We start from the raw sequence: 25,511 nt of genomic DNA on the forward strand, positions 1-25,511 counted from the left end.
GGCCAGCCTATGCGTGCGGCCCGCGGTGCTTCCTGTCGCCCCGGGCGACGGTCACCGAGGTGAGCAGCGCCCTCCCGGGGTCGAGGGCGTGCCAGGCCGTGCCGCGCCAGGACAGGACGGCGATCGCCGCGGTCGGGAACTTCGTGCGGACCCGCTCCAGGGTGTCGTCCAGGCCGTCCCCGGCGAGGGCCAGGACCAGTTCCTCCAGTCCGGGGTTGTGCCCGATCAGCAGCAGCGTCTCGACCTCTGCGGACACCTCGTGGATCACGTTCAGCAGGCCCTGGGGTCCGGCGGCGTACAACCGCCGGTCGTGCCGGACGGGAGGTGGTGTGCCCCATTGGGCGGCGGCCAGGTCCCACGTCTCGCGGGCGCGCAGGGCGGAGGAGCACAGCGCGAGGTCGGGGAGGCAGTCCGCCTCGGCCAGGGCACGCCCGGCGGCGGGGGCGTCCCGGCGGCCGCGCGGCGCGAGGGGGCGTTCGTGGTCGGCGGCGTCCACGGGCCAGGCGGACTTGGCGTGCCGCAGCAGCACCAGGCGGCGCAGCGGGCCTCCCCCCGCACGGTCGATCACGAGGAGGATCCCAGGCCGGCGGTGAGGTCGAGGCCGAGGAGGCGGTCGGCGTGGGCGTAGGTCTCGAAGCGGGCACCGTCCGGCACCTCGGGCCCGGTCTCCACCCGGCGCAGTTCGTCCAGCACCGCGGGGAGGCCGAGGTCGTTCTCCCAGGCCTCGCGCAGCCGCCGGCGCACGTCCTCGGGGACCGGGCGCGAGGGGCTGCGGGCCCAGCGGGCGACCGTGTCGCGCCAGCGCGTGAGCGTGGCGGCGGCCTCCTCGACAGCGGCCGGCCCCAGCCGGGCGGGGGTGCCGTGGTGCCGGGTCAGCAGGGCCAGGCGCAGGGCGGCGGGGTCGGGGAGGTCCGCCGGGCCGGGGCCGCTCGCCGGTGCCACCGCGATGCGCGGCCCGTCCGGCGCGCAACCGCCCTCGGCGGCGACATGGACGATCCGGGTGTTGTCGAGGCTCGCGGCGGGGCCGGACTCGAAGGGCCGCATGCCGAGCGCGGCGGCCCCGGCCCGCAGCTTCGGCTGGAACGGCCCGCCGTCGAGCCATGCCGACGCCACGGAGCCCCTGATCTCCAGGGCCCGGACGAGCAGATCGGCCACGAGCAGGACGCGCAGGTCCGTCAGACCGGCGCCGGCGGCGTGCGCCTGGACCAGGGTCGGTCCGCGGTGGGCCGGGGCGGCGTCGGCCTGCTCGCCGGTACGGGCGTCGATGATGCGCAGCACAGGGCGAGCCTAGGCCGGGGGGCGGCGCCGTGCGACGTGTTCCGGACGGCGTTTCGGCCGTCACGGCCCCGGCGGTGTGCGCGGGGCCGGCTCCAGGGTGCCGAGGAACCGGACGTGGGGCCGTCCGCCGGGGCCGTCGTGGCGGACGTCCGCCCGCACCCCGTACACCTCGGCGATCAGGTCCGCCGTGAGCACCTCGGCCGGTGTGCCGCCGGCCACCACGCGCCCCGCGCGCAGCACCACGACCCGGTCGCAGTACATCGCCGCGAGGTTGAGGTCGTGCAGGGCGACGACGGTCGTGACGGGCAGCGCGGTGACGAGGTCGAGCAGGTCGAGCTGGTGGTGGATGTCCAGGTGGTTGGTCGGCTCGTCCAGGAGGAGCTCGCGGGGTTCCTGCGCGAGCGCGCGGGCGATCTGCACCCGTTGCCCTTCCCCGCCCGACAGGGTGTGCCAGGGCTGCGCGGCCCGGTCGGTCAGGCCGGTGCGCTCCAACGCCTCGCGGACCGCCCGCTCGTCGTCCGCCGAGGCGGGCGTCCAGGCCCGGCGGTGCGGGACGCGGCCGAGCCGGACCACGTCCGCGACCGTCAACTCGACCTGGGTGTCCGACTGCTGCGCGACGACGGCCAGACGCCGGGCCACGGCACGGCGGGGCAGGTCCCCCAGGGGGGTGCCGTCGAGGGTGACGACCCCGGCGGTCGGCGCGAGCAGCCCGGCGAGCAGCCGCAGCAGGGTGCTCTTGCCGGAGCCGTTGGGGCCGAGGACGCCGAGGGTGGAACCGGCCTCGGGGGCCAGGCTGACGCCGTCGACGAGAAGGCGCCCGTCGGCCCGCCGGCTCACCCGCTCGGCCCGCAGCCCGGTCTCGCCCACCGCCCGCGTGGCCCGGGCTGCGTTGCCCGCGTCCGGGCCGCCCGTCCCGGCGGGCCCGCCGTGGGCGGGCGCGCCGGGTCCTCCCGTCGCCGCCTCCGTCCCGCTCATCGCACCCTCCGTGTCCGGTACAGCACCGCCACGAACGCCGGCACCCCGACCAGCGACGTCACCACGCCCACCGGGACCTCCTGCGGATCCAGCACCGTCCGGGCGAGGGTGTCGACCCACACCAGGAACACCGCTCCGGCCAGGGCCGTGACCGGCAGCAGCCGGACGTGGCCGGGGCCGGTGAGGGCCCGGGCGGCGTGCGGCAGGACCAGCCCGACGAAGCCGATGGCCCCGGCGGAGCTGACCAGCGCGGCCGTGAGCAGGGCCGTGACGCACAGCAGCACCAGGCGGGTCCGGGCCACGGAGACCCCGAGGGCGGCGGCGGCGTCCTGCCCGAAGGCGAAGGCGTCGAGGGTACGGGCGTACCCGAGGCACACCACCAGGGCGACGGCCAGGGCGGCGAGGCACAGCCGGACGTCGGTCCAGCCCGCGCCGCCGAGCGAGCCGAGCAGCCAGAACAGCACGCCGCGGGTCGTCTCGGCGTCGGCCGAGGTCATGACGACGAACGAGGTCAGCGCGGAGAACAGCTGCATGGCGGCCACGCCCGCGAGGACGACCCGGTCGGTGGTGCCGCCGAGGGTGTGGCTGAGCAGCAGCACCAGGGCGAAGGAGACGAGGGCGCCGAGGAACGCGCCCGCGGACACCGACACGGCGCCTCCGCCGACGCCCAGCACGACGACCGCGACCGCTCCCGTCGAGGCACCCGAGGACACCCCGAGCACGAACGGGTCGGCAAGCGGGTTGCGCAGCAGCGACTGCATCACCACCCCGCACACGGCGAGTCCGGCCCCGCACACGGCGGCGAGGAGGGTGCGCGGCAGCCGCAGCTGCCAGACGATGCCGTCCCGCACGGGCGTCAGCCCGGAGTCCCCGAGGCCGAGGTGGGCGGCCACGACCGACCACACGTCCCCGACGCCGATGTCGGCGGGGCCGATCGTGATGGCCGCGGCGACCGAGACCACGAGGGTCAGGGCTCCGGCCGCGCCCAGCGCGAGCCCGGCGGCGCGGCGAGGGCGGACGCCGGGAGCGGCCGGATCCAGGGCGGTCACTCGGCCAGCCCGAAGCGGCGCAGCCCGGCGGCCACCTGCTCCACTCCCTCGACCGTGCGGATGGTCGGGTTCATGGCCTGCCCGCTGAGCAGCACGTACCGCCGGTGGCGGACGGCGTCCATGGTCCGGGTGACCGGGTTGGACTCCAGGAAGGCGATCTTCTTCGCGGCCGACTCGGCGGTCTGCGACTTCCGGGTCAGGTCGCCGATGACGAGGACGTCCGGGTCGCGGTCGGCGACGGTCTCCCAGTTGATCTGCGGCCACTCGTCATGGGTGTCGTCGAAGACGTTCTTCGCGCCGAGGGCCCGGGTGATGATGCCGGGCGCGCCGCAACAGCCCGCCATGTAGGGCGAGTCGGAGTTGGCGAACCAGTACAGGAGGGTGACCCGGGAGGCGTCGAGGCCCGCGGTGGCCTTGTCCAACCGCCGTTGCAGGGAGGCCACGAGCCGCTCGCCGCGCTCCCGCTCGCCGAACACCGTGGCCAGGTCGCGTACTTCCCGGTAGACGGTGCCGATGCCGAGGGGCTTGTCGCGGGAGCCGTCGCCGCCGGAGCTGTTGTCCTTGCCGGCGCAGTCGGACGGGGAGACGTAGGTGGGGACGCCGAGTTTCTCGAACTGTTCCCGGGTGGCGACGCCGCCCTTGCCGAGGGTGGAGACGAACGAGGCGGCGACGAAGTCGGGGTCGGCGTCCAGGACCCGCTCGAAGGAGGGGTTGTCGTCGGCGAGCCGCGGCACCTCGGCGTTCTCCTTCTCCAGCCCCTTCATCACGGGGTCGGTCCAGGTGGCCGTGCCCGCGAGGCGGTCGGCGAGACCGAGGGAGAGCAGGATCTCGGTGGTGCCCTGGTTGAGGGAGACGGCGTGCCGCGGCGGGGTCTTCACGCGGACCTCGTGACCGCAGTTGCCGAGCGTGACGGCCGTCTTTCCGTCACCGCGGCCGGAGGGTTCGGTGCCGCCGCAACCGGCGAGGAGCAGGGAGCAGACGGCGAGCAGCACGGCCGCGCGGGCGGGTCGGGCGAGGGGCACGGGGAACCAGTCCTCGGTCGTCGAGGGCTCGATCGCGGAGCCCGGTCGTACGGTGCTCCCCCGCCGCGTCTGCCGCGGGGGCCGCCAGCAGGTCTTCGGACTCGGGTTCGTCCGGATCGGGGCGCCTTCCCGGACACGCGGTGCGTCCAGTGGCCGAGGCCCCGCCCGTCCCCCTCACCGCTGCGCGTCAGTTCCGGATTCGCACCGGATTCCCTGACCCACGTACATGGGTTCGACTGGCCTCGGCAAGCTATCACGGGGGTGGGGGGAATCACCGGGCGGCCCGGGTCGTTGACCGGGAACAGTTCTTTTGCGAATTCCGAGGAGGCCACCGGTGTACGGCGACGAGGCAGCGGTCCGCAGGATTCTCACCGGGCTCGGCGACACCTGGGCCGTGGTGGGCCTGTCGTCGAACCGGCAGCGTGCCGCGTACGGCGTGGCCGCGGTGCTCCAGCGCTTCGGCAAGCGCGTGGTGCCGGTGCACCCGAAGGCGGAGACGGTGCACGGCGAGCAGGGGTACGCGAGCCTTGCGGACATCCCCTTCGAGGTGGACGTCGTGGACGTCTTCGTGAACAGCGACCTGGCCGGCGCGGTCGCGGACGAGGCCGTCGCCAAGGGCGCGAAGGGTGTCTGGTTCCAGCTCGGCGTCGTCGACGAGGCGGCGTACGAACGGACCCGTGCGGCGGGTCTGGAGATGGTGATGGACCGCTGCCCGGCCATCGAGATCCCCCTGCTGGGGCGGTGACGAGGGCCGTCGTCCGGCTGCGGGCGGCCGGGGCCTCGGCCGTTCCGCCGGCCGGGGCCGGCCCCCATAATGAGCCGCATGACCGACGCCTCCTCCGGCCCCAAGTCCCTTTCCCCGCAACACTTTCCGGTCGTCGTCGTGGGCGCCGGGCCCGCCGGGCTGACCGTCGGCAACATCCTGCGGGCGGCCTCGGTGGACTGCCTGGTGCTGGAGACGGAGACCCGCGCGTTCATCGAGCGGCGGCCCCGGGCGGGGGTCATCGAGGAAGGGGCCGTGCGGGGCCTGGAGAAGCGGGGTCTGGCGCGGAACCTGCTGGACCGCGCCGAGTTGCACACCGCCTGCGAATTCCGCTTCGGCGGGGAACGCTACCGCTTCCCCTACGGCGAGTTGACGGGTGCTCACCACTTCGTCTATCCGCAGCCGCTGCTGGTGACGGACCTGGTGCGCGAGTACGCCGACGTCCGCGCCGGCCGGATCCGCTTCGGCGTCCGGGACGTCCGCGTCCACGACGCCGACACCGGCCACCCGTCGGTGTCCTACCTCTGCCCCGACAGCGGTGAACGGGTCGTCGTGCACTGCGACTTCATCGCCGGATGCGACGGGGCGCGCGGCGCGACCCGGGCCGCACTGCCTCCGGACCGGGTGCGGGTCGCCCGGCACGACTACGGCATCGGCTGGCTGGCCCTGCTGGCCGAGGCCCCGCCGTCCGCGGACTGCGTCCTGTTCGGCTGTCACGAGCGCGGCTTCGCCGGCCAGATGCCCCGCAGTCCCGAGGTCACCCGCTACTACCTCCAGTGCCCGCCCGGCGACGATCCCGGGAACTGGCCGCACGAGCGGGTCTGGGCGGAGCTGCGGGAGCGGCTCGGGGCGTCCGGCGTCCCGCCGCTGACGGAGGGACCGCTGATCGAGAAGCGCGTGCTGGACATGCACGACCACGTGGTCGAGCCGGTGACGTTCGGGCGGCTCCACCTCGCCGGGGACGCCGCCCATCTCGTCGCCCCGATCGCGGCCAAGGGCATGAACCTCGCCCTGCACGACGCCTTCCTGCTCGGGGACGCGCTGGCCGCCCGGCTCACCACGGGCGACGACAGCGGCCTGGCGGGCTACGCGGCGGCGAGTGCGCGGCGGGTGTGGGACTACCAGGAGTTCTCGCAGTGGCTGTCCGAGGTGTTCCACGGCACCGCGGCGGGCGACCCGTTCCGTGCGGGCACCACGCTCGCCCGGCTGCGCCGGCTGTTCACCTCGCCGGTGGCGGCCGCCGCGTTCGCCGAGCAGTACCTGGGCACGGCAGCCCGCTACTGAACGGGAGCCCCGAGGCCCTCCACGACCACCGCGCCCGGCAGTTCGGCGAAGGCCTTGCCCGGGACCAGCAGCTTGCCGCGGCGCCGGCCACTGCCGACCAGGACGTAGGGCAGGTCGACCACGGCCGCGTCCACCAGGACGGGCCAGTCGGCGGGCAGCCCGATCGGGGTGATGCCGCCGTACTCCATGCCGGTCTCGCCGGTCGCCGTGTCCGTCGCGGCGAACGAGGCCTTGCGGGCGCCCAGTCGGCGGCGGACCACGCCGTTGACGTCGACCCGGGTGGTGGACAGCACGACGCACGCGGCGAGCGTGGTCTCCCCACCGCGCTTGCCCGCGACGACCACGCAGTTCGCGGAGCGCTCCAGCAGGTCCTGCCCGTAGTGCTCCACGAAGGTCGCGGTGTCGGCCCAGGCGGGGTCGGTCTCGACGTAGACGATCTGGTCGGCGGGGACGCTGCCCCGCCAGTGGCGTACGGCGTCGGCGACGGGGGTGGTCAGCTCGTCGAGGCAGGCGGGGGCGGGCCGGGCGTCGTCGAAGTGTCCGAGGGGTGCGCGCATGGCCGCACGCTAACAACACCGGACGGACCGCCGCCCGGGCGTCTCAGGAGACGGGCGGCACCGAGACGGCCATGACCATCTCCATCGGCACGTCCCCGGTGTTGCCGTACGTGTGGGGGACGCCGGCCTCGAAGTGGACGCTGGCGCCGGCGGGCACCCGGTGCTCGGCCCCGTCGACGGTGAGGGTCAGCTCTCCGGCCGTGACGTGCAGCAGTTCGGTGGTGCCGGCCGGGTGCGGGTCGGAGGGGCTGCTCTCCCCGGGCATCAGCCTCCAGTCCCACATCTCCAGCGGCCCGGGGGCCTCGGTGCCGGCGAGCAGCCGGTTGTAGCTGCCGGCGTCCGTGTGCCACAGCCGGACGGCCTGCTCGGCGGGGACGACGCGGACGTTCGGGCCCTGCTCGTAGTCGAGGAGGGTGGTGATGCTGACGCCGAGCGCGTCACCGATCTTCACGACGGTGCCCAGGCTGGGGTTGGTGCGGGCCTGCTCGATCTGGATGAGCATGCCGCGGCTGACTCCCGCGCGGGCGGCGAGCACGTCCAGCGTGAAGCCGCGCACCGCGCGCCAGTGCTTGACGCTGCGCGCCAGGGACTGGGTCAGCAGGTCGAGGTCCGACACGTTCCGTCCAATATTCTGTATGACATAGTGCAGCGTGCTGCACTATGGTGTGGTTGACCTGATCGTTCACTGAACTGTACTGCGAGGCATCCGTTCCATGACAGCGCTCTTCGCCCTGGCCACCAGCCTGCTCTGGGGCCTGGCCGACTTCGGCGGCGGACTGCTGACCCGCCGCACGCCCGCGCTCACCGTGGTCGTGGTCTCGCAGTCGATCGCGGTCGTCGTCCTGGGCGCGGTCGTCGTCGCCACGGGCGGCTGGAGCGAGGCCGGGCCGCAGCTGTGGTTCGCCGTGGCCGCCGGGCTGGTCGGGCCGGTGGCGATGCTGGCCTTCTACAAAGCCCTGGCCCTCGGGCCGATGGGCGTGGTCTCGCCGCTGGGGTCGATCGGCGTCGCCGTGCCCGTGGGGGTGGGACTGGTGCTGGGCGAACGCCCCGGCCTGCTGCAGTTCGTCGGGATCCTCGTCGCGGTCGCCGGCATCTGTCTCGCCGGTGGGCCGCAGTTCCGCGGCGCGCCCGTGCAGCGCCAGGCCATCGCCCTGACCCTCCTCGCGGCGTTCGGCTTCGGCGCGGTGATGGCCCTGATCGCCGAGGCGTCGCACACCCTGACCGGTCTGTTCCTCGCCCTGTTCGTGCAGCGGGTGACCAATGTGGCCGCGGGCGGGGCGGCCCTGTACGTCTCGGTGCGGCGCGGCGCCCCCGCCCTTCCGGCGGACGGCTTCCCCTGGCGCTCCCTGCCCGCCCTCGCCTTCGTGGGCCTGGCGGACGTCGCCGCGAACGGCACCTACTCGATCGCCGCCCAGCAGGGTCCGGTCACGGTGGCGGCCGTGCTCGCCTCGCTCTACCCGGTGGTGACGGCGGTGGCCGCGCGCGGCGTGCTGCGCGAGCGGCTGCGGGCGGTCCAGGCGGCGGGCGCCGGACTGGCCCTGGTCGGTACGGTCCTGCTGGCCTCGGGCTGAGCACGCCGGCGGGGGCCGCCCCGAGGCTCAGGAGCCCGGTTCGAGCTCCGCGAGGGCGGCCGCGGCCTCCTCGTCCAGCTCATGCAGCGCCCGCAGCTGCTCGGGCGTGACCCCCTCCGGGATGGGCACCGGCGGCGGGGTGCGCAGCGGCGGCTGCCAGCCGTCGGCGGGTGTCCAGCGGCGTACGACGCGGGCCGGCGCGCCCGCCACGACGGAGTGGTCCGGCACCGCGCCCCGGACGACCGCGCCCGCCGCCACCACCACGTTCCGGCCGATCCGGGCGCCGGGCAGGATCACCGCGCCCGTGCCGATCCAGCAGCCCGGCCCTATCTCCACCGGCTCCATGCGCGGCCACTGCCTGCCGATCGGCTGGTGCGGGTCGTCGTAGGAGTGGTTCGTGGAGGTGACGTAGACGTAGGGGCCGAAGTAGCAGTCGCTGCCGATGGTGACCGTCGTGTCCGCGATGACGTGGCTGCCGCGGCCCAGGACCACGCCGTCGCCGATCCGCAGGATCGGGTCGGGACCGAGGTCGAGGTCGGGCATCAGGCCCGCGGTGAGGGTGACCTGCTCGCCGATGATGCAGTGCGAGCCGAGGCGGATCCACGGCTCGCCGAAGACCGTGCCCAGCGGGAAGGCGAGCCTGGTACCCGTTCCCATCGCGCCGAAGCGGTACCGGCCGGGGTGCTCGGCGGTGACGGAGGCCGTCCGCTGCAGCCAGGCCCAGCCCGCGTGGACGGCGCGCTGCGTCAGGCCCCGCCGCCAGGATGAGAACGTGTTCTTGCGCTTCGGCACGGGAGTCACCGTACTCAGCCGGGCGAGCCCTCATGGGGGAGAGGGCCTGTGATCTTCGCCCCACGGCGTGGCGTACGGTGCGGATCGGCAACGACGTGAGTGGAGGCGGGCATGGGTCAGCAGGCGATGATCACGGGTATCGGCGGCCGGGAGCCGGAGATCGACGGGACGGCGTTCGTGGCGCCGACGGCGTCGGTGATCGGGGGCGTGACGCTCGGGGCGGGAGCGAGCGTCTGGTACGGGGCGGTGCTGCGCGGCGACGTCGAGTCGATCTCCGTCGGGGCCGAGAGCAACGTCCAGGACAACTGCACGCTCCACGCCGACCCCGGCTTCCCTGTGCGCGTCGGTGAGCGGGTCAGCATCGGGCACAATGCCGTGGTGCACGGGGCGACCGTCGAGGACGACTGCCTGATCGGCATGGGGGCCACCGTGCTGAACGGGGCGGTGATCGGGGCGGGATCGCTGGTCGCCGCGCAGGCGCTGGTGCCGCAGGGGATGGTCGTGCCGTCCGGTTCGCTCGTGGCCGGGGTGCCCGCGAAGGTCCGGCGGGAGCTGTCGGAGGAGGAGAAGCAGGGCGTCACCCTCAACGGCACGATGTATGCGGAGTTGGGGAAGGCGCATCGGGACGTGCACGCGTAGGTCGGCCGGCGGGTGCGGGCTCGCCGGGGCGTGTCGCGCGGTTCCCCGCGCCCCTACGGGGTGGGCGCCTCGGCCGCTTCCAGGTTCTGGCCGGCCTTCCTCGCCTTGCGCTTGAGCACCAGCATGGAGGTCAGGCCCACCAGGACCGCCGCCACCAGCCCCAGCCACGAGAAGCGCTTCAGCCACGACTCCGCGACGATGCCGACGTAGTAGATGACGGCGGTCGTGCCCCCGGCCCAGACGATGCCGCCCAGGACGTTGGCGATGAGGAACTTCCAGTACGGCATGCGCAGCACGCCCGCCAGAGGGCCGGCGAAGATGCGCAGGAGGGCGACGAAGCGGCCGAAGAAGACGGCCCACATGCCCCACTTTTCGAAGGACCGCTCGGCCGTGGCGATGTGGCCCTCGCTGAAGTGCCGGGGGAATTTCCGGCCCAGCCAGGCCAGCAGGGGCCGTCCGCCCTTGCGGCCGATGGCGTAGCCGATCGAGTCGCCGATGATCGCGCCGGCCGTGGCGCTGGCGCCGAGGACGACGGGGTCGATGTCGCCGTGCTGGGAGGCGAGCAGCGCGGAGGAGACCAGGATGATCTCCCCCGGCAGCGGGATGCCCAGGCTCTCCAGGCCGATGACCACGCCCACCAGCGCGTAGACGGCGACCGCCGGTACGGTTTCGAGCCACTCCTGGACGTGCAACGCCGGTTCCTTTCGCTGAGCCTCCCTGCGTGCCCGGGGAAGCCTACCGGCTCTGAGGACGCCCCTGACGGCTCAGGCGTTCCAGCTCCACTCGGCGACCTCGGGCAGATCCGTACCGTGCTCGCGGATCCAGGAGTGGTGGCGGGTGCGGGCGTCGGCCATCCGCTGCCGTACGGCCGTGGCGCGCACGGCGAGGCCCGGGACCCGGTCGATGACGTCCATGACCAGGCGGTAGCGGTCGAGGTCGTTGCGCACCACCATGTCGAAGGGCGTCGTGGTGGTGCCGGCCTCCTTGTAGCCGCGCACGTGCAGGTTCTGATGGCCGGTGCGGCGGTAGGCGAGGCGGTGGATGAGCCAGGGGTAGCCGTGGTAGGCGAAGATCACCGGCTTGTCCGTGGTGAACAGCCCGTCGTACTCGAAGTCGCTCATCCCGTGCGGGTGCTCCTCCTGGGGCAGCAGCCGGGCCAGGTCCACGACGTTCACCACGCGGACGGACAGCTCGGGCAGGTGCCGGCGCAGCAGGTGGGCCGCGGCCAGGGTCTCCTGGGTGGGGACGTCCCCGGCGCAGGCCAGGACGACGTCGGGATCGCCGCCGTCCTCGGTGCCGGCCCACTCCCAGGTGCCGGCGCCGCGGGCGCAGTGCACCCGGGCCTCGTCCATGGACAGCCAGTCGAAGCAGGGCTGTTTGCCGGCGACGATCACGTTGACGTAGTCGCGGCTGCGCAGGGCGTGGTCGGCGACCGACAGCAGGGTGTTGGCGTCCGGCGGCAGATAGACCCGGACGGCCTCGGGGCTCTTGTTCAGGACGTGGTCGACGAAGCCGGGGTCCTGGTGGGAGAAGCCGTTGTGGTCCTGCCGCCAGACGTGCGAGGTCAGCAGGTAGTTGAGGGAGGCGATGGGGGCGCGCCACGGCAGGCGGCGGGAGGTGCGCAGCCACTTGATGTGCTGGTTGACCATCGAGTCGACGATGTGCACGAACGCCTCGTAGCAGGAGAACAGCCCGTGCCGGCCGGTGAGCAGGTACCCCTCCAGCCAGCCCTGGCACAGGTGCTCGGAGAGGACCTCCATCACCCGGCCGTGCCGGTCGAGTTGCTCGTCGACGGGGAGCGTCTCCGCCTGCCACGCCTTGCCACCGGCGTCGACGACGGCCTGGAGCCGGTTGCTGGCGGTCTCGTCCGGGCCGACCAGGCGGAAGTCGCGGCGGTCGGCGGTGTCGCGCATGATGCGGGCGAGCAGGTCGCCGAGCACCCGGGTCGGCTCGTGCAGCGTCGTGCCGGGCTTGTCGACGGGCACGGCGAAGTCGTCCAGCGACGGCACCGGCAGGTCGCGCAGGAGCAGTCCGCCGTTCGCGTACGGGGTGGCGCCCAGGCGCCGGGTGCCCTCGGGGACGCAGGCGAGGACGTCGGCGACCGGGCGGCCGTCGGCGTCGAAGAGTTCCTCGGGCCGGTAGGAGCGCAGCCAGTCCTCCAGCGCGCGCAGGTGCTCCGGATTGTCGCGGACCCCGGACAGCGGCACCTGGTGCGCGCGCCAGGTGCCTTCGACCGGGTCGCCGTCCACCTCGGCCGGGCCGGTCCAGCCCTTGGGGGTGCGCAGCACGATCACGGGCCAGCGCGGGCGTTGCGTCGAGCCCTCCTCGCGGGCGGCGTGCTGGAACCGCGCGATGCGGTCCAGGGCGCCGTCCATGGCCTCGGCCATGGCCCGGTGCACGGCCGCCGGGTCGTCGCCGGTGACGTGGATCGGCTCGTGGCCGTAACCGCGCAGCAGCGCGTCGAGCTCCTCCCGGGGGAGCCGGGACAGCACGGCCGGATTGGCGATCTTGTAGCCGTTGAGATGAAGGATGGGCAGGACGGCACCGTCGTGCACCGGGTCGAGGAACTTGTTGGCGTGCCAGGAGCCGGCGAGGGGGCCCGTCTCCGCCTCGCCGTCGCCGATCACGCAGGTGACGAGCAGGTGGGGGTGGTCGAGGGCGGCGCCGTAGGCGTGGGCGAGGGAGTAGCCGAGTTCACCGCCCTCGTGGATCGAGCCGGGCACCTCCGGGGCCACGTGGCTGGGCACTCCCCCGGGGAACGAGAACTGCCGCATGAGCAGCTCCATGCCCCGGGCGTCCCGGGACGCGTCGGGGTACTTCTCGCCGTAGCTGCCCTCCAGCCACGCGTTGGCGAGCACGGAGGGCCCGCCGTGGCCGGGGCCCCAGATGCACAGGGCGTCCAGGTTCCGCGCCTTGATGACGCGGTTGAGGTGCGTGTACACGAGGTTGAGCCCGGGTGAGGTGCCCCAGTGGCCGAGGAGCCGCGGCTTGATGTGCTCGGGCCGCAACGGCTCGGTGAGCAGCGGGTTCGCCAGGAGGTAGATCTGACCGGCCGCCAGGTAGTTGGCGGCGCGCCAGTGCGCGTCGAGGGTGCGCAACTCCTCGTCGGTCGGTGTGGTCCTGCTGTCCAGGCGCGGGGCCTCGGGCATGCGTCACTCCCTGGGTTCTGCGGCTGCCTCAGGAGGAGTACCAGTCTGTGCCGGTTCGATGCGCGGCGCCTCCCGGCGATCCGTCCGCCCGCGCCCGCTCCGGCCATGTACGCGCCCACCGGCTCGCGGCCGGCCACCGGCGGGCGGGCGCCTCCTGCGCCCGCCGGAGCGGCTTTGCGACGGCCCCGGGGCGGGCGAACCCTTGAGGCACGCGAGGCGGCCGGGCCCCGGGGGGCCGGGCCACCCGGCTGCGTGCCGCGTGGCGCCAGCCGACCTGCCCCAGCAGCGGCACCCTGCCGGACACGCCGTCGAGCGGCCCGCTCCCCCGGCGGCACCCCGGGCGCCGTTTCGGCGCAGCAGCCCACCTGCACGGCCCATGGGGAGTACCGCTCCGGCTACCCCGACGCGGGCGGGCCCGAGGCCGGTCGGGTCCCGGTGAGCAGCGGCACCGTGCCGGACACGGCCGTCGTCACGGCGTCGAGCGCGCCGGTCACCTCGTGCCCGACCCGCGGGGAATACCGCTCCGGCGGCCCCCGACGCGGGCGGGTCCGAGGCCGGCCGGGGGCGGCACCCCGGGGAACGCTCTTCAGCGCAGGCCGACCTCACCGAGCAGCGGCACCGTGCCGGACACGACCGTCGTCACGGCGTCGAGCACGCCGGTCACCTCGTGCCCGACCCGCGGGGAGTACCCCTCCGGCGGCCCCGACGCGGGCGGGTCCGACCGGCCGGGGGCGGCACACCCGGGAACGCCCTTCAGCGCAGGCCGACCTCCCCGAGCAGCGGCACCGTGCCGGACACGGCCGTCGTCACGGGGTCGAGCACGCCGGTCACCTCGTGCCCGGCCCGCTCCCCCACCGGCACCCCGGGCGCCGCTTCGGCGCAGCAGGCCACCTGCGCGGCCCGCGGGGAGTACCGCTCCGGCGGCGGCGTCGCGTGCCCGGACCCGGTCCGCGGCGGCCTCGGCCGGGGCACCGAGCCGGGCGGCGCGGCGTCCGGCGGGTGCTCCTCCGCCCTCCGCGGGCTCGTCCCGGAAGGCTCCTCGGCTCCCCGGCCGGCCGGGGGGCCGCCCGCGGCGAGCGCCGGTTCCAGCGCCCAGCGCTGGGACGCCGAGCCGTCGCGCGGTGCGACCGTGACCTCCCTGCCCCTTCGCGGAGCCAGGGCACCGCCCTTCCCTTCCCGCGGCAGCAACTCCCCCCGCACGGTCAGGTCGTAGCGGACGGTTCCGGCGTGCACGAGGCAGCCGGCCAGCAGGACCGATCCCTCGGCCGCGTCGGATCCCAGGCAGAGCCGCGGGTCGGCGGCCGAGCGCAGCAGGCCGTCCTCCCGGTACGTCCACTGCGGCGACCCCGCGGAGCAGTCCGCCAGCGTCACACGGGAGTCGGCGCGCAGGCGCCCGCCCCTGACGTCGAGGCACAGGTCCCTGTCGAGGTTGCGCAGCCGCCCCCGGGCCACTTCGGCGGGGTGGGCCGCGGGGGCGGCGGACGCGCCGGGGCGTATCGGGGAGGTTCCCGCGGTGTCCGGGTCGACGCTGTGGCCGCCGGCCGCTTCCCAGGTGGCCTGCGAGGCGGCGGTGCCGGCTTCCTCGCTCCAGCCTCGGGCTGTCAGCAGGGTCGCGAGCAGCACCAGGGACGTCACGCCGACCGCGGCGGCCAGCGCCTTGGCGTGGCGCCGGGAACCACCGGGCCGGCCGTCGCCGTCCGGGGTGCGGGCCTTGAGGCGGTGGCGTCCGCCCGCGGCCGGGGTGCCGTGTCCCTGGTCGCGGCCCGGCCGCGACTCCAGGTAGCGGCGGGCGCCCCACCCGAGCACGGTCTCCGCGAGCAACTCCTCGAGCCCGCCCTCGAAGTGACTGAGCTGCTCGGCCGCGTGCCGGCAGTAGCGGCAGGCCATCAGATGCTGCTGCACGTCCGGCAGCAGGGCTCCCCCGCGGCGCATCGGGACGTCCAGCAGCCGGTTGTAGTAGCGGCATTCCCGGGTCGGCGCGAGTTCCCGGTGGGCGCGTGCGCAACCCGCCCTGAATTGCTCGCGCGCGTGCTCCAGCGCGGCCGCCGCGGTACCGGCGTCCACACCCAGCAGACCGGCCGGTACGGATAGGGACTCGGCCTCGACCTCGGTGTGCCAGAGCAGGCATTGGGAAGCCCCTGGAAGGGCCCGGAAAGCGCGCTCGGCAAGGCGTCGCCTTTCGGGTGTCACGAACCGGGCAGCGCGCAGACCGCGGGCGCCGACGGTTTTGCGGAGTTCCGGCAGCAGAGCGGATATGCCGTCGTCGGCCGCCCACTCCCCGACGGTGTCGCGGACGGCCGTGAGCAGTCGCGGGCGCAGGGCGCCGCCGCCCGGCCGGGCCAGTTCCCGGCGGAACGCGGCGGCGGCCGCCATCGACGCCGAGTCCTGCGAGCAGGCCAGGCAGATCACGGCGTACTCGTGGACCGCACGCCAGTGCCGCGCGAGCAGCAGCGCGACGGCGCGCGGACCCTCACCCGGTTCGGCGACCCGGGCGAGGAGATTGCGGTCGGAATCCGCGGGCCCCGCTCCGGGGCGCGGCGGGTACGGCGGGCGTGGGGGGTGGGGGGACGGCACGGAACCATTTCCTTCCAGCCGCAGGACGGCAGGCGAATGGCGCGTCCGTCCGAATGCAGGGATGTGGCGGGTGCATACCTGTGCCGGGTCGGTTACGGACCCGGCTGTGAGGCGGCTCACCTTCGCACATAGGACTGACAAGTAACAAGGAGTTCGGACGACTTGAGTGCGCGGTACGAGGAAATGCGAATTGTTACCGGCGGTATCCGCACCGGCTTTCGAAGAAACAGCTCGACGGGAAGTGCGAGTTGTGCACGGACAAAGGCGATCGGTCCACGAAATCTCCCCTCGGTCCGGCGCACGACACAGAAGAGCCCCGGCACGCGGCCGGGGGGGCTCGGGCGATACGGCGACGGATCGTCAGCCGTTGGGCCGCAGGGTCCACACCACCGTCATCTCGCCGGTGACGGCGCCGTCGGCGCGCCGGATGGCGATGGCGACCGGGAACTCCGGCCGCTCACCGGCGTCGAGTTCGGCGACGACCTCGGCGGCCGGGCGGCCCAGGGTGGCCGTGGCGGTGACGACCCCCATCGCGAGCTTCTTGTAGGCGATCTCGGCACGGACGGCCAGCGGCACGGCACGCGAGAGCTGGTCCCCGAACGCGGCCAGCACGATCGCCCCGCTCGCGGACTCGCCCAGCGTGAACATCGCACCGGCGTGCGGCCCGCCCACGTGGTTGTGGTACTCGCCCTGGTCCGGCAGGGAGACGACCGCCCGCTCCGGCGAGGTCTCGAGGAACTCGAGGTTCAGGGTCCGGGCCATGGGCACCGTGGCGGCGAGCATCTCGCCGATGGACATCTGGTCTGCGCTCATGCCCGCATGTTACTCACGAGTAGAGTCGTCTGGCCAGGGCCGTGTGACGACCACCGCACACTCCTCCGCCGCATGTCCCGCACGACTCCGTTCCCGGGTTGCTACGCCTCCGTCCACGGGCGGTGACCGAATCGTGTCCGAAGCGCGGCTAGGGTGACTGCCCATGTGGCCAGGACAGCAGCCGCCCGGGGGCGAGCAGAACCCGCAGACGAACAACCCGTACCAGCAGCCGGGGTACCAGCAGCCGAATCCGTACCAGCAGCCGGGCTACCAGCAGCCCGGCCCCTACGGACAGCAGCCGCAGTGGGGCAGCCCCGCGCCGGCCGGTGCGCCGCAGCCCCCGCAGGGCGGCGGCAACCGGACCAAGCTCGTCGCGATCATCGCGGCGACCGCGGTCGTGGTGGCCGCCGGTGTCACCGGCTTCCTGGTGCTGGGTGGTGACAAGGACGACACGGCGGACGGCACGGACGGCAAGAAGAAGCCGTCCCCGACGGCGTCCAAGGACCCCTCGGCCGATCCGAGCGCCTCGGGCGGTGGGGACAACCCGCGCGGCGGCGGGCCGGAGAAGGCGACCGTGCCGGGCTGGAAGGTCGTCGCCAACCCGCGCTTCGGCACCAAGTTCGACGTCCCCTCCGACTGGGAGATCGAGACGCCGGACACGAGCGTGGGCTTCGAGTGGGAGAAGAAGGACGGGGAGATGGACCGCACCACCGTCACCGCCCCCGCCTACTTCAAGTCCAAGTGGTGCACGAGCGACGCGAACAAGGACGGGCGCGAGGAGGACACCGCGCTGGCCACCGCGGGCACCCGCGGCGAGAACGGCGCGAAGAACACGGACATGGCGGCCGAGACCCGCGTCCCGTGGTGGATCTTCGGCGGTTACACCCAGCCCGACAAGAAGAGCGTCAAGTACACCAAGCCCAAGCCCTACACCACCAAGTCGGGCATCAAGGGCAGCGTCGCCACGGCGCACTCGGAGAACACCCCGCAGAACGGCAAGTGCGACAGCGAGGGCAAGGCCATCACCTTCGCCTTCAAGAACAGCGCGGGCGATTTCGTGACGTGGAACCTGTACGGGGCCAAGGGCGTCAAGGACGAGCTGCCCGAGGCGACGATCCAGAAGATCCTCAGCACGGTGCGCCTCACCGAGGAAGCGCCCACGGACTCCTGACCGGGCGGGGCCGACCCGCGCCGTTTTGGCAAGCCGGCCCCTTCCCGTGGATAGTCACGGGGTGCCGACCACCTTCTCCCGCCGCCCCGCCTGGGCGGGCCGCAACTACTCCCTGCTGACCGCCGCCGCGGTCGTCACCAGCCTGGGCAGCGGCGGCGCCCTCGTCGCCGCGGCCTTCGCCGTCCTCGAAGCGGGCGGGGACGGCGGCGACGTCGGCCTGGTGGCGGCGGCGCGGACGCTGCCGCTCGTCCTGTTCCTGCTGATCGGCGGTGCCGTCGCCGACCGGCTGCCCCGGCACCGGGTGATGGTCGCGGCCAACGCCCTGAACTGCCTCTCGCAGGCCGTGTTCGCCGTCCTCGTACTGGCCGGGGACCCCCTGCTGTGGCAGATGATGCTGCTGGCCGCCCTCGGCGGTACCGGGCAGGCCTTCTTCGGCCCGGCCGCCGAGGGCATGCTCATGTCCTCGGTCCAGGGCGAGCAGGCGGGCCGCGCCTTCGCGGTGTTCCGGATGGCGATGCAGGGAGCCGGTCTCGGCGGGGCCGCGCTGGGCGGTGCCATGGTCGCCGCGATGGGTCCGGGCTGGGTCCTGGCCGCGGACGCGGCCGCCTTCGCCGTCGCGGGAGCGCTGCGGGCCTTCCTCGACGTGGGCCACATACCGCCCCGGGCGCCGGGCGGCGGCCTGCTCGCCGACCTGCGCGAGGGATGGCGGGAGTTCGCGGGCCGGCCCTGGCTGTGGGGCATCGTCGTGCAGTTCTCCGTCGCCAACGCCGTGGTCGCCGCCGCCGACGCCGTGTACGGCCCCCTTGTCGCCCGCGACCACCTCGGCGGCGCCGGGCCCTGGGGTCTCGCCCTGGGCGCGTTCGGCGCGGGCACCGTCGCCGGCGCGCTGCTGATGACCCGTTGGAAGCCGCGCCGGCTGCTCCTGGCCGGCACCTTGTGCGTGTTCCCCCTGGCGCTGCCGTCGGCCGCCCTGGCCGTCCCGGTGCCCATCGGCGTGCTGTTCGCGGTGATGTTCGTCGCCGGGGCGACGGTCGAGGTGTTCGGCGTCTCCTGGATGACGGCCCTGCACCAGGAGATCCCGGAGGCCAAACTCTCGCGCGTCTCGGCGTACGACTGGTTCGGCTCCGTGGCGTTCGTGCCCCTGGCCACCGCGGCGGCCGGACCGGCCGAGGACGCCTTCGGCCGCACCGCGGCCCTGTGGGGCTGCGCCGGTCTGGTGGTCCTGGTGACGGCGGCGGTGCTGTGCGTACCGGACGTGCGCAATCTGCGCCGCAGGACCACACCGGTGGCCAAGGGCGTCACCGGTGAGGCCGCCGGACGGCCGTCAGCCGATGCCGAACGCCCCGTCGGGGGGCTCGGGTGACGGTACGGCGTCCTCGTCCCGTACGGCCCGCGCGGCGCCGGTGAACTCCCGCAGCGCGGCGCCGTGCACCACCCGGGCCGGGAAGGCGTCGGCGGCCACGAGCCGGGCCAGGGCGGCGACGTCGACGGGCCCGTGCGCGGCGACGAGCACCGCGTTCCCGAACCGCCGCCCGCGCAGCACCCCGGGCTCGGCGACCAGCACGGTCTCCTCGAAGGCGGTCGCCAGGGTGGCGAGTTGGGAGCGCAGGAAGGCGAAGGGCGCCGCGTCGGGCAGATTGGCGAGGTAGACCCCGTCGGCCCGCAGCACCCGCGCGGCCTCGCGCACATAGCTCACCGAGGTGAGGTGCGCCGGCACCCGGGAGCCGCCGAAGACGTCCGCGACGACGACGTCCGCCGAGTCGCCGGGCGCCTCCTCCAGCCAGCGCCGCGCGTCCGCCGCGTGCAGCGTCACCCGGGCCCCCGCGGGCAGCGGCAGGTGCCCGGTGACCAGCTCCAGCAGGCCGCGGTCGGCCTCGACGACGTCCTGCCGTGAGCCGGGCCGGGTGACGGACACGTACCGGGGCAGCGTGAGCGCCCCGCCTCCGAGGTGCACCACGTCCAGCGCCCGCCCCGGCTCGGCCACGACGTCCAGCGCGTGCCCGAGCCGGCGCGTGTACTCGAACTCCAGGTGGGCCGGGTCGTCCAGGTCGACGTACGACTGGGGCGCCCCGTCCACGGTGAGCAGCCAGGCACGCTCCCGGTCGACGTCGGGCATGAGCTTGGCGAACCCGTGATCGACGGACCGGGCGACGGGGAGTGCTTCCTTCACCCCTCGATTGTGCCGGGGACGGGCACCGGGGAGAGACCGGGGGCCGTGCCCCCGTGCGGCTGCTCCGCACGGGGGCACGGCCGGTGGCGCGGTGCCGCGCCGCCTCAGCCCACCGTGGTCACGGTCCCCGCCCCGACGGTCCTGCCGCCCTCGCGGACGGCGAACCCGAGGCCCGGCTCCAACGGCACGTCCCGGCCGAGCTCCACGCTCATCGCGACGGTGTCCCCGGGCCGGGCCACCGCCCGCTCGCCGAGGTCGACGACCCCGACCACGTCCGCGGTCCGGATGTAGAACTGCGGCCGGTACCCGGTGGAGACGGCCGTGGTCCGCCCGCCCTCCCGCGCGGACAGCACGTACACCTGCGCGGTGAAGCGGCGGCCGGGCACCACGCTCCCCGGCGCGGCCACCACGTGCCCCCGTCGGACGGCGTCGCGCGGCACACCCCGCAGCAGCAGCGCCACGTTGTCCCCGGCCTGCGCCTCCTCCATGGGCTTGCCGAAGGTCTCCAGCCCGGTCACCACGGTCTCCACCGCGGCCCCGAGCACCTCCACCCGGTCGCCCACGCGCACCACGCCCCGCTCGACGGCGCCCGTCACCACGGTCCCCCGCCCGGTGATGGTCAGCACGTTCTCGACGGACAGCAGGAAGGGGGCGTCCAGGTAGCGCTCGGGCATCGGCACGTAGGTGTCCACCGCGTCGAGCAGCGCCTCGACCGACGCCGTCCACCGCGGGTCGCCCTCCAGCGCCTTCAGCCCGGAGACCCGGACGACGGGCACCGAATCCCCGCCGTAGCCGTGCGCGGTGAGCAGGTCGCGGACCTCCAGCTCGACCAGGTCGGTCAGCTCCTCGTCGCCCGCGTCGGCCTTGTTGAGGGCGACGACGACGTGGTCGACGCCCACCTGCCGGGCGAGCAGGACGTGTTCGGCGGTCTGCGGCATGATCCCGTCGAGCGCGGAGACCACGAGGATCGCCCCGTCGAGCTGCGCGGCGCCCGTGACCATGTTTTTGACGTAGTCGGCGTGGCCCGGCATGTCGACATGGGCGTAGTGGCGGGTGTCGGTCTCGTACTCGACGTGCGCGATGTTGATGGTGATGCCGCGCGCCGCCTCCTCGGGCGCCCGGTCGATCCGGTCGAACGGCACGAAGGCGCCGGTGCCGCGGTCGGCGAGGACCTTGGTGATCGCGGCGGTCAGGGTCGTCTTGCCGTGGTCGACATGACCCATGGTGCCGATGTTGAGATGCGGTTTCGTACGGATGTAGGCCGTCTTGGACATGGCTGTACCTCGAAGCGTCTGGCCGGAGGCGCGATGCGCGCGGCGGCGGAGAGAAAAAAATCCGGGGACCCCGAGGCGCTGCCCGACCCTCCCCTCGCGGGGCCCGCCGGACGAACCGGGGAGGGTCAGCTTCGGGCGCCGTCCGCGACGGCCGCGACAGTGACGACGGCAGCCTTCGGAGCGCCCTTGACCAGGGCTGCAGCGAGAGCGAAGGCGTGCCGGAACATGAGGTCGATCCTCGCCGACAACACCCCGCGCGTCGAATGGTTTTCCCCCGGCCCCGGCACCGCGCGCACCCGGGTTCCTGTGACGCTCGTGAGACGAACCATACGGCGATCACACACATATGTCGGTTAGTGTCACCGGATGCTCGATGCCACCAACCGCTCTGGGGGCACCGCAACGGCCTCTCCCCGGGCCGCCACCGCGGAACTCGCCGTCGCCGCTCCCCGGACCACGACCGCCCCGTCCACCGCGTCCTCCGGTTTCGCCGCCCGCTGCACCAGACTTCTGTTCTCCCCGTGGTCCCGGCTGTCCCTGCTCGTGGCGCTGCTCGGCGCCGGTGCCTGCGCGGTGCTGCTGTTCGAGCCGCAGCGACTGCTGACGGAGGGCTGGCCGCCCTACATCGGGGGTGCCATGGCGGCCGTGGTGTTCGCTGCCGCGTACGGCGTGTGCACCGTGGCGTTCGTGCCGAGGCCGCTGCTCAATCTCGCGGCGGGTGCGCTGTTCGGTTCACAGCTCGGCCTCGGCGTGGCCCTGTCGGGCACGGTGCTGGGCGCCGGGATCGCCTTCTGCCTGGGCCGGGCGCTCGGCCAGGACGCCCTGCGGCCGCTGCTGCGGGGGCGCTGGCTGAAGGCCGCGGACGGCCAGCTCAGCCGGCACGGCTTCCGCTCGATGCTGGCGGTGCGGCTGTTCCCGGGCGTGCCCTTCTGGGCCGCGAACTACTGCGCCGCGGTCTCCCGGATGGGCCTGGTGCCGTTCCTGCTGGCGACGGCCCTCGGCTCGATCCCGAACACCGCCGCCTACGCCGTCGCCGGCGCCCGCGCCTCCACGCCGACCTCCCCGGCGTTCCTGATCGCCCTGGCCTGCATCGCCCTGCCGGCGCTGGCGGGCGTGGTGGTCGCCTGGCGCAAGCGGCACCGTCTGCGCGGGCTCTGACCGCCCCTCAGCCGGCCGCTCCCCCGACCCGCGCCGGCCCCGCTCAGACCCGTTCCAGCACCATGGCGTTGGCCAGTCCGCCCGCCTCGCACATGGTCTGCAGCGCGTAGCGGGCGCCGCGTTCGCGCAGGGCGTGCACCAGCGTGGTCGTCAGCCGGGTGCCGCTGGCGCCCAGCGGATGGCCGAGCGCGATGGCGCCGCCGTGCACGTTGACCCGCTCCAGGTCCGCCCCCGTCTCCTGCTGCCAGGCCAGGACCACGCTGGCGAACGCCTCGTTCACCTCGAACAGGTCGATGTCGTCCAGGGTCAGGGAAGCCCTGCGCAGCACCTTCTCGGTGGCCGGGACGACGCCCGTGAGCATCAGCAGCGGGTCGGAGCCGGTGACGGCGAAGCTGTGCAGCCGGGCGAGCGGGCGCAGCCCGAGCCGGGCCGCGGTCTCGCTCGAGGTGATGAGCACCGCCGAGGCGCCGTCGTTGACGGGGCTGGCGTTGCCGGCCGTGACGTTCCACTCGATCTGCGGGAACCGCTCGGCGAAGTGGGGGTCGTGGTAGGCGGGCCTGAGCCCGGCGAGGGCCTCCCTCGTGCTGCCGGGCCGGACGCACTCGTCGCGCGTGACGCCCTCCAGGGGCGCGACCTCGGCGTCGAAGAGCCCGGCCGCCCAGGCGGCCGCGGCCTTGCGGTGCGAGGAGAGCGCGAAGTCGTCCATGCGCTCGCGGGTGAGGGACCACTTGGCGGCGATCAGCTCGGCGCTGATCCCCTGCGGCACGAGCCCCTCGGGGTAGCGCGCGGCGACGCCCGGCCCGAACGGGTCCGCGCCCGCCGGCACGTTGGACCACATCGGCACCCGGCTCATCGACTCCACCCCGCAGGCCACGACGAGGTCGTAGGCCCCCGACAGGACGCCCTGGGCCGCGAAGTGCACGGCCTGCTGCGAGGAGCCGCACTGGCGGTCGACGGTCGTCGCGGGCACCGACTCCGGGAAGCCGGCCGACAGGAGCGCGTAGCGGGTGGTGTTCATGGCCTGCTCGCCGACCTGGTCGACGGTGCCTCCGATGACGTCGTCGATCAGCGCCGGGTCGACGCCGGAGCGTTCGACGAGGGTGCGCAGGGTGTGGGCGAGGAGCTCCACGGGGTGGACGTGCGCGAGGGCGCCGTTCGGCTTGCCCTTGCCGATCGGTGTGCGTACGGCTTCGACGATGACTGCGTCACGCATGGCGGGCCTCCACGGCTACCAGTGAGCTACCAGTGGGTAGGAAATCCGAACTCACAGTAGACCGGCGGGTTGGAAATTCCAACCCTCTCCTACACTGGAGCCCATGGCCGCCACCAAGGACCCGCGCCCCTGCTCCATCGCCGACACACTGGCGCTCGTCGGCGAGAAGCACTCCTTGCTCGTGTTGCGCGAGGTGTGCCTCGGCAACGGCCGCTTCGACCAGCTCGTGCGCAACATCGGTGCGCCGCGCGACATCCTCGCCACCCGGCTGCGCCGGCTCGTCGACGCCGGGATCCTGACCCGGCGGATGTACAGCGAGCGCCCGCAGCGCTACGAGTACCGCCCGACGCAGGCCGGTCTGGAGCTGGAGCCGGTGCTCTGGACCCTGATGGCCTGGGGCGACCGCCATCTCCAGGCGGACGGCGACCGGCCGATGCTGCTGGAGCACTCCTGCGGCCGGGCCCTGGACCCCGCGCTCACCTGCCGGGCCTGCGGCGACGAGGTGCACCACCAGGACCTCACGGCCCATCCGCAGGCGCCGGGCTGGACGGTCACGGGACCCGTGGCGGCCCGGCAGGACTGAGCCGCCGCCCTCAGGTGGCCACCCGCCGCCCGGCCCGGTCCGCCTCCTGGCCGGGTGGCCCGGCGGCGGCGAGGACCGCCGCGGCGATCAGCAGGGCCAGGGCGAGGCCGAGGACGAGGACGACGGCCCCGGCACTCGGCCGGTTCCAGAGCAGCAGCGCCAGCGCCCCGCCCGCCAGGACGACACCGGTGATCCACGTCCGGTGCCGGTCCAGCCAGGACCCCAGCGCTCCGGTGCGCACTCCCGCCCGTCCGAGGGCGCGGCCGGCGGCGGAGGTGCTGCGGTCCGCCGTGCCCCGGACACCGCGGGCGAGCCGTCCGGGGCCGTGGAGATACGCGATCAGCGCGGTGACCACCGCCACCACCAGCAAGGTGGTGGCGCTGTCGCGCAGGAAGCGGACGAAGGTGTCGAAGACGGCCGCGGCGGCGTCGGCGGGCAGGGCCGCGGGGGGAACGGAGTCGAGGTAGACCCGCCGGACCAGGGCCAGCGCGACGAGCAGTACCGCCATCATCACGGCGACGCCGGTCGCGGTGATCAGCAGCATGATCCGGTGGGCCGGAGCGGTCCACACGGCCAGCGCGGCCAGGACGACGGTGAGGACGGGCAGCCAGGCACCGAGGACGTCCAGCAGCCGCATGGCGTCCTGGGCCCGGCCCAGTTGCTCGGTCTCGAACAGCGTGACGGTGCGGTCGGTGTCCGGGATGGCGGCGGCCTTGTCGAACCCCGCGTCGACGAGCCGCTGTTGCACCTGGTCGACGATCTCGCCCACGTTCAGCTGGACGGTGCCGTTCTCCTGGCTCACGGCGCCCTCGCGGTCACCCGTGAGCATGTTCACCACCGCGGCGTGCGAGCGCCGGTTGGCGCCCTCCCAGACCTGCCGGAAGGCATCGCTCGTGACCACCCCGGCGACGGCGCGGTCCACGGCCGTCCGGACCGCGTCCTGCAAGGGCCCCTCCAGCGCTGCGGCCCCGTCGACGACACGGGGTGGCGCGCCCGCGTCCTGAAGGGTTCGCGCCAGCGAGTCCGTGACCGCTTCGACGTCGATACGGTCCACGACGCGGTCGGTGAGACGCTCCGTCAGGACCGCCTGCACGGCGGGGTCGGACGCCAGCGGGGCGACCGTGCTCACGTAGCCGTCGGTGTCGGACACCGTGTCCTCGATCCACGCGGCCACGACGGCCAACGGGGCGAGCAGCAGGGTCAGCAGGAGCAGGACCGACGCCCCGGCCCGACGCGATCGCCGGTGGCGGACGGACGCCTGACGGCGCAGCCGCTCGTAGTCCGACCTCTCCCCCGGGGTCAGCGGCTGCTTCCCTCGCGCGGCGTCGCCCGGATCGGGCCGGCCGGGGTCCGCGGCGTTTCCCATGGGTGCGCCCTCCGACGTTCCGCCGACCGTTGCACTGCCGTGCCCGCGGCTGCGGCAAGTGCCTTGCGCTCGGTACGACCGTCCCAGCCTCGCGCCGTGGGGGGCTGTCG

The 25,511-nt window shown here is 74.2% G+C and carries 24 protein-coding genes and 1 riboswitch; of the genes, 8 read left to right on the forward strand and 16 right to left on the reverse strand.

The features are described from left to right. Nucleotides 1-7 precede the first annotated feature (7 nt). Genes ACZ4M5_RS14215 through ACZ4M5_RS14235 form a run of 5 tightly spaced genes read right to left on the reverse strand, consistent with a single transcriptional unit; the run spans nt 8 to nt 4,324 of the window. Nucleotides 8-568 (reverse strand): SixA phosphatase family protein, encoded by a 561-nt coding sequence (locus ACZ4M5_RS14215; protein ID WP_467736388.1) that lies wholly within the window; start codon nt 566-568, stop codon nt 8-10. Further along, nucleotides 565-1,278, reverse strand: coding sequence for a hypothetical protein (locus ACZ4M5_RS14220; protein ID WP_467736390.1), 714 nt, complete (start codon nt 1,276-1,278; stop codon nt 565-567). The genes ACZ4M5_RS14215 and ACZ4M5_RS14220 overlap by 4 nt, the downstream gene beginning before the upstream one ends. 60 nt (nt 1,279-1,338) lie before the next feature. Beyond that, nucleotides 1,339-2,253 carry an ABC transporter ATP-binding protein gene (locus ACZ4M5_RS14225; RefSeq protein WP_467736392.1) on the reverse strand — a complete coding sequence of 305 codons (915 nt, stop codon included), beginning with the start codon at nt 2,251-2,253 and terminating at the stop codon, nt 1,339-1,341. Beyond that, nucleotides 2,250-3,302 (reverse strand): FecCD family ABC transporter permease, encoded by a 1,053-nt coding sequence (locus tag ACZ4M5_RS14230; protein ID WP_467736394.1) that lies wholly within the window; start codon nt 3,300-3,302, stop codon nt 2,250-2,252. The genes ACZ4M5_RS14225 and ACZ4M5_RS14230 overlap by 4 nt, the downstream gene beginning before the upstream one ends. Next, the gene (locus ACZ4M5_RS14235; protein ID WP_467736396.1) at nt 3,299-4,324 is read right to left on the reverse strand and encodes an ABC transporter substrate-binding protein; all 1,026 of its coding nucleotides are present in this window, start codon (nt 4,322-4,324) and stop codon (nt 3,299-3,301) included. The genes ACZ4M5_RS14230 and ACZ4M5_RS14235 overlap by 4 nt, the downstream gene beginning before the upstream one ends. Nucleotides 4,325-4,393: 69 nt before the next feature. Further along, nucleotides 4,394-4,580, reverse strand: a riboswitch (cobalamin riboswitch). A gap of 78 nt (nt 4,581-4,658) precedes the next feature. On the opposite strand from ACZ4M5_RS14235, the gene ACZ4M5_RS14240 reads away from it, so the two are divergent. Beyond that, nucleotides 4,659-5,069 carry a CoA-binding protein gene (locus ACZ4M5_RS14240; protein WP_467736398.1) on the forward strand — a complete coding sequence of 137 codons (411 nt, stop codon included), beginning with the start codon at nt 4,659-4,661 and terminating at the stop codon, nt 5,067-5,069. 78 nt (nt 5,070-5,147) lie between these two features. Then, the gene (locus tag ACZ4M5_RS14245) at nt 5,148-6,371 is read left to right on the forward strand and encodes a 4-hydroxybenzoate 3-monooxygenase (RefSeq protein WP_467736400.1); all 1,224 of its coding nucleotides are present in this window, start codon (nt 5,148-5,150) and stop codon (nt 6,369-6,371) included. On the opposite strand, the gene ACZ4M5_RS14250 is transcribed toward ACZ4M5_RS14245, so the two are convergent. Then, complete coding sequence (locus ACZ4M5_RS14250; protein WP_467736402.1) at nt 6,365-6,928, reverse strand: YbaK/EbsC family protein; 564 nt, start codon at nt 6,926-6,928, stop codon at nt 6,365-6,367. The genes ACZ4M5_RS14245 and ACZ4M5_RS14250 overlap by 7 nt on opposite strands. 43 nt (nt 6,929-6,971) lie before the next feature. After that, nucleotides 6,972-7,544, reverse strand: a complete 573-nt coding sequence (locus tag ACZ4M5_RS14255; RefSeq protein ID WP_369198341.1) for an XRE family transcriptional regulator — start codon at nt 7,542-7,544, stop codon at nt 6,972-6,974. A gap of 97 nt (nt 7,545-7,641) precedes the next feature. On the opposite strand from ACZ4M5_RS14255, the gene ACZ4M5_RS14260 reads away from it, so the two are divergent. Next, nucleotides 7,642-8,499, forward strand: coding sequence for an EamA family transporter (locus ACZ4M5_RS14260; protein ID WP_467736404.1), 858 nt, complete (start codon nt 7,642-7,644; stop codon nt 8,497-8,499). Between the two features lie 27 nt (nt 8,500-8,526). On the opposite strand, the gene ACZ4M5_RS14265 is transcribed toward ACZ4M5_RS14260, so the two are convergent. Next, nucleotides 8,527-9,291 (reverse strand): acyltransferase, encoded by a 765-nt coding sequence (locus tag ACZ4M5_RS14265; RefSeq protein WP_467736406.1) that lies wholly within the window; start codon nt 9,289-9,291, stop codon nt 8,527-8,529. A 111-nt stretch (nt 9,292-9,402) separates the two neighbouring features. On the opposite strand from ACZ4M5_RS14265, the gene ACZ4M5_RS14270 reads away from it, so the two are divergent. Then, nucleotides 9,403-9,930, forward strand: a complete 528-nt coding sequence (locus ACZ4M5_RS14270; RefSeq protein ID WP_467736408.1) for a gamma carbonic anhydrase family protein — start codon at nt 9,403-9,405, stop codon at nt 9,928-9,930. Between the two features lie 53 nt (nt 9,931-9,983). Here ACZ4M5_RS14270 and ACZ4M5_RS14275 read toward each other — a convergent pair whose 3' ends face one another. From ACZ4M5_RS14275 to ACZ4M5_RS14290, 4 genes are all read right to left on the reverse strand, one after another. Further along, nucleotides 9,984-10,622 carry a DedA family protein gene (locus tag ACZ4M5_RS14275; protein ID WP_467736410.1) on the reverse strand — a complete coding sequence of 213 codons (639 nt, stop codon included), beginning with the start codon at nt 10,620-10,622 and terminating at the stop codon, nt 9,984-9,986. Between the two features lie 72 nt (nt 10,623-10,694). Next, nucleotides 10,695-13,079, reverse strand: coding sequence for a phosphoketolase family protein (locus ACZ4M5_RS14280; protein WP_467736412.1), 2,385 nt, complete (start codon nt 13,077-13,079; stop codon nt 10,695-10,697). A gap of 753 nt (nt 13,080-13,832) precedes the next feature. Continuing rightward, nucleotides 13,833-15,653, reverse strand: a complete 1,821-nt coding sequence (locus ACZ4M5_RS14285; RefSeq protein ID WP_467736414.1) for an RICIN domain-containing protein — start codon at nt 15,651-15,653, stop codon at nt 13,833-13,835. Between the two features lie 360 nt (nt 15,654-16,013). Continuing rightward, the gene (locus ACZ4M5_RS14290) at nt 16,014-16,466 is read right to left on the reverse strand and encodes a DUF4442 domain-containing protein (RefSeq protein WP_398108635.1); all 453 of its coding nucleotides are present in this window, start codon (nt 16,464-16,466) and stop codon (nt 16,014-16,016) included. 163 nt (nt 16,467-16,629) lie between these two features. Between ACZ4M5_RS14290 and ACZ4M5_RS14295 the strand changes: the two genes are divergently transcribed. Together ACZ4M5_RS14295 and ACZ4M5_RS14300 are read left to right on the forward strand one after the other, a co-directional pair. Further along, nucleotides 16,630-17,637 (forward strand): DUF8017 domain-containing protein, encoded by a 1,008-nt coding sequence (locus ACZ4M5_RS14295; protein ID WP_467736416.1) that lies wholly within the window; start codon nt 16,630-16,632, stop codon nt 17,635-17,637. A gap of 25 nt (nt 17,638-17,662) precedes the next feature. Next, nucleotides 17,663-19,000 carry an MFS transporter gene (locus ACZ4M5_RS14300; RefSeq protein WP_467736418.1) on the forward strand — a complete coding sequence of 446 codons (1,338 nt, stop codon included), beginning with the start codon at nt 17,663-17,665 and terminating at the stop codon, nt 18,998-19,000. Here ACZ4M5_RS14300 and ACZ4M5_RS14305 read toward each other — a convergent pair. After that, nucleotides 18,962-19,807 (reverse strand): spermidine synthase, encoded by an 846-nt coding sequence (locus ACZ4M5_RS14305; protein WP_467736420.1) that lies wholly within the window; start codon nt 19,805-19,807, stop codon nt 18,962-18,964. The genes ACZ4M5_RS14300 and ACZ4M5_RS14305 overlap by 39 nt on opposite strands. Nucleotides 19,808-19,911: 104 nt before the next feature. Further along, complete coding sequence (gene tuf, locus ACZ4M5_RS14310) at nt 19,912-21,081, reverse strand: elongation factor Tu (RefSeq protein ID WP_467736422.1); 1,170 nt, start codon at nt 21,079-21,081, stop codon at nt 19,912-19,914. Between the two features lie 366 nt (nt 21,082-21,447). Here tuf and ACZ4M5_RS14315 point away from each other — a divergent pair, with 366 nt between their 5' ends. Continuing rightward, nucleotides 21,448-22,239: a TVP38/TMEM64 family protein gene (locus ACZ4M5_RS14315; RefSeq protein ID WP_467736424.1), complete on the forward strand. Its 792-nt coding sequence runs from the start codon at nt 21,448-21,450 to the stop codon at nt 22,237-22,239. Nucleotides 22,240-22,282: 43 nt separating this feature from the next. On the opposite strand, the gene ACZ4M5_RS14320 is transcribed toward ACZ4M5_RS14315, so the two are convergent. Then, nucleotides 22,283-23,452 (reverse strand): thiolase family protein, encoded by a 1,170-nt coding sequence (locus tag ACZ4M5_RS14320; RefSeq protein ID WP_467736426.1) that lies wholly within the window; start codon nt 23,450-23,452, stop codon nt 22,283-22,285. A 103-nt stretch (nt 23,453-23,555) separates the two neighbouring features. On the opposite strand from ACZ4M5_RS14320, the gene ACZ4M5_RS14325 reads away from it, so the two are divergent. Further along, nucleotides 23,556-24,035: a winged helix-turn-helix transcriptional regulator gene (locus tag ACZ4M5_RS14325; protein ID WP_467736428.1), complete on the forward strand. Its 480-nt coding sequence runs from the start codon at nt 23,556-23,558 to the stop codon at nt 24,033-24,035. 10 nt (nt 24,036-24,045) lie between these two features. Here the strand turns inward: ACZ4M5_RS14325 and ACZ4M5_RS14330 are convergent, their stop codons facing one another. Next, complete coding sequence (locus ACZ4M5_RS14330) at nt 24,046-25,401, reverse strand: hypothetical protein (protein ID WP_467736430.1); 1,356 nt, start codon at nt 25,399-25,401, stop codon at nt 24,046-24,048. Nucleotides 25,402-25,511: the final 110 nt, after the last annotated feature.

It is taken from the genome of Streptomyces sp. NPDC026246 (assembly GCF_055567995.1).

Bases quoted from the DNA above. Each gene is read 5' to 3' on its own strand.
- ACZ4M5_RS14325 (WP_467736428.1), top strand. From the start codon at position 23,556: ATGGCCGCCACCAAGGACCCGCGCCCCTGCTCCATCGCCGACACACTG.
- ACZ4M5_RS14280 (WP_467736412.1), bottom strand. From the start codon at position 13,079: ATGCCCGAGGCCCCGCGCCTGGACAGCAGGACCACACCGACCGACGAG.
- tuf (WP_467736422.1), bottom strand. From the start codon at position 21,081: ATGTCCAAGACGGCCTACATCCGTACGAAACCGCATCTCAACATCGGC.
- ACZ4M5_RS14245 (WP_467736400.1), top strand. From the start codon at position 5,148: ATGACCGACGCCTCCTCCGGCCCCAAGTCCCTTTCCCCGCAACACTTT.
- ACZ4M5_RS14260 (WP_467736404.1), top strand. From the start codon at position 7,642: ATGACAGCGCTCTTCGCCCTGGCCACCAGCCTGCTCTGGGGCCTGGCC.
- ACZ4M5_RS14250 (WP_467736402.1), bottom strand. From the start codon at position 6,928: ATGCGCGCACCCCTCGGACACTTCGACGACGCCCGGCCCGCCCCCGCC.
- ACZ4M5_RS14330 (WP_467736430.1), bottom strand. From the start codon at position 25,401: ATGGGAAACGCCGCGGACCCCGGCCGGCCCGATCCGGGCGACGCCGCG.
- ACZ4M5_RS14225 (WP_467736392.1), bottom strand. From the start codon at position 2,253: ATGAGCGGGACGGAGGCGGCGACGGGAGGACCCGGCGCGCCCGCCCAC.
- ACZ4M5_RS14315 (WP_467736424.1), top strand. From the start codon at position 21,448: ATGCTCGATGCCACCAACCGCTCTGGGGGCACCGCAACGGCCTCTCCC.
- ACZ4M5_RS14290 (WP_398108635.1), bottom strand. From the start codon at position 16,466: ATGAGCGCAGACCAGATGTCCATCGGCGAGATGCTCGCCGCCACGGTG.
- ACZ4M5_RS14295 (WP_467736416.1), top strand. From the start codon at position 16,630: ATGTGGCCAGGACAGCAGCCGCCCGGGGGCGAGCAGAACCCGCAGACG.
- ACZ4M5_RS14270 (WP_467736408.1), top strand. From the start codon at position 9,403: ATGGGTCAGCAGGCGATGATCACGGGTATCGGCGGCCGGGAGCCGGAG.
- ACZ4M5_RS14320 (WP_467736426.1), bottom strand. From the start codon at position 23,452: ATGCGTGACGCAGTCATCGTCGAAGCCGTACGCACACCGATCGGCAAG.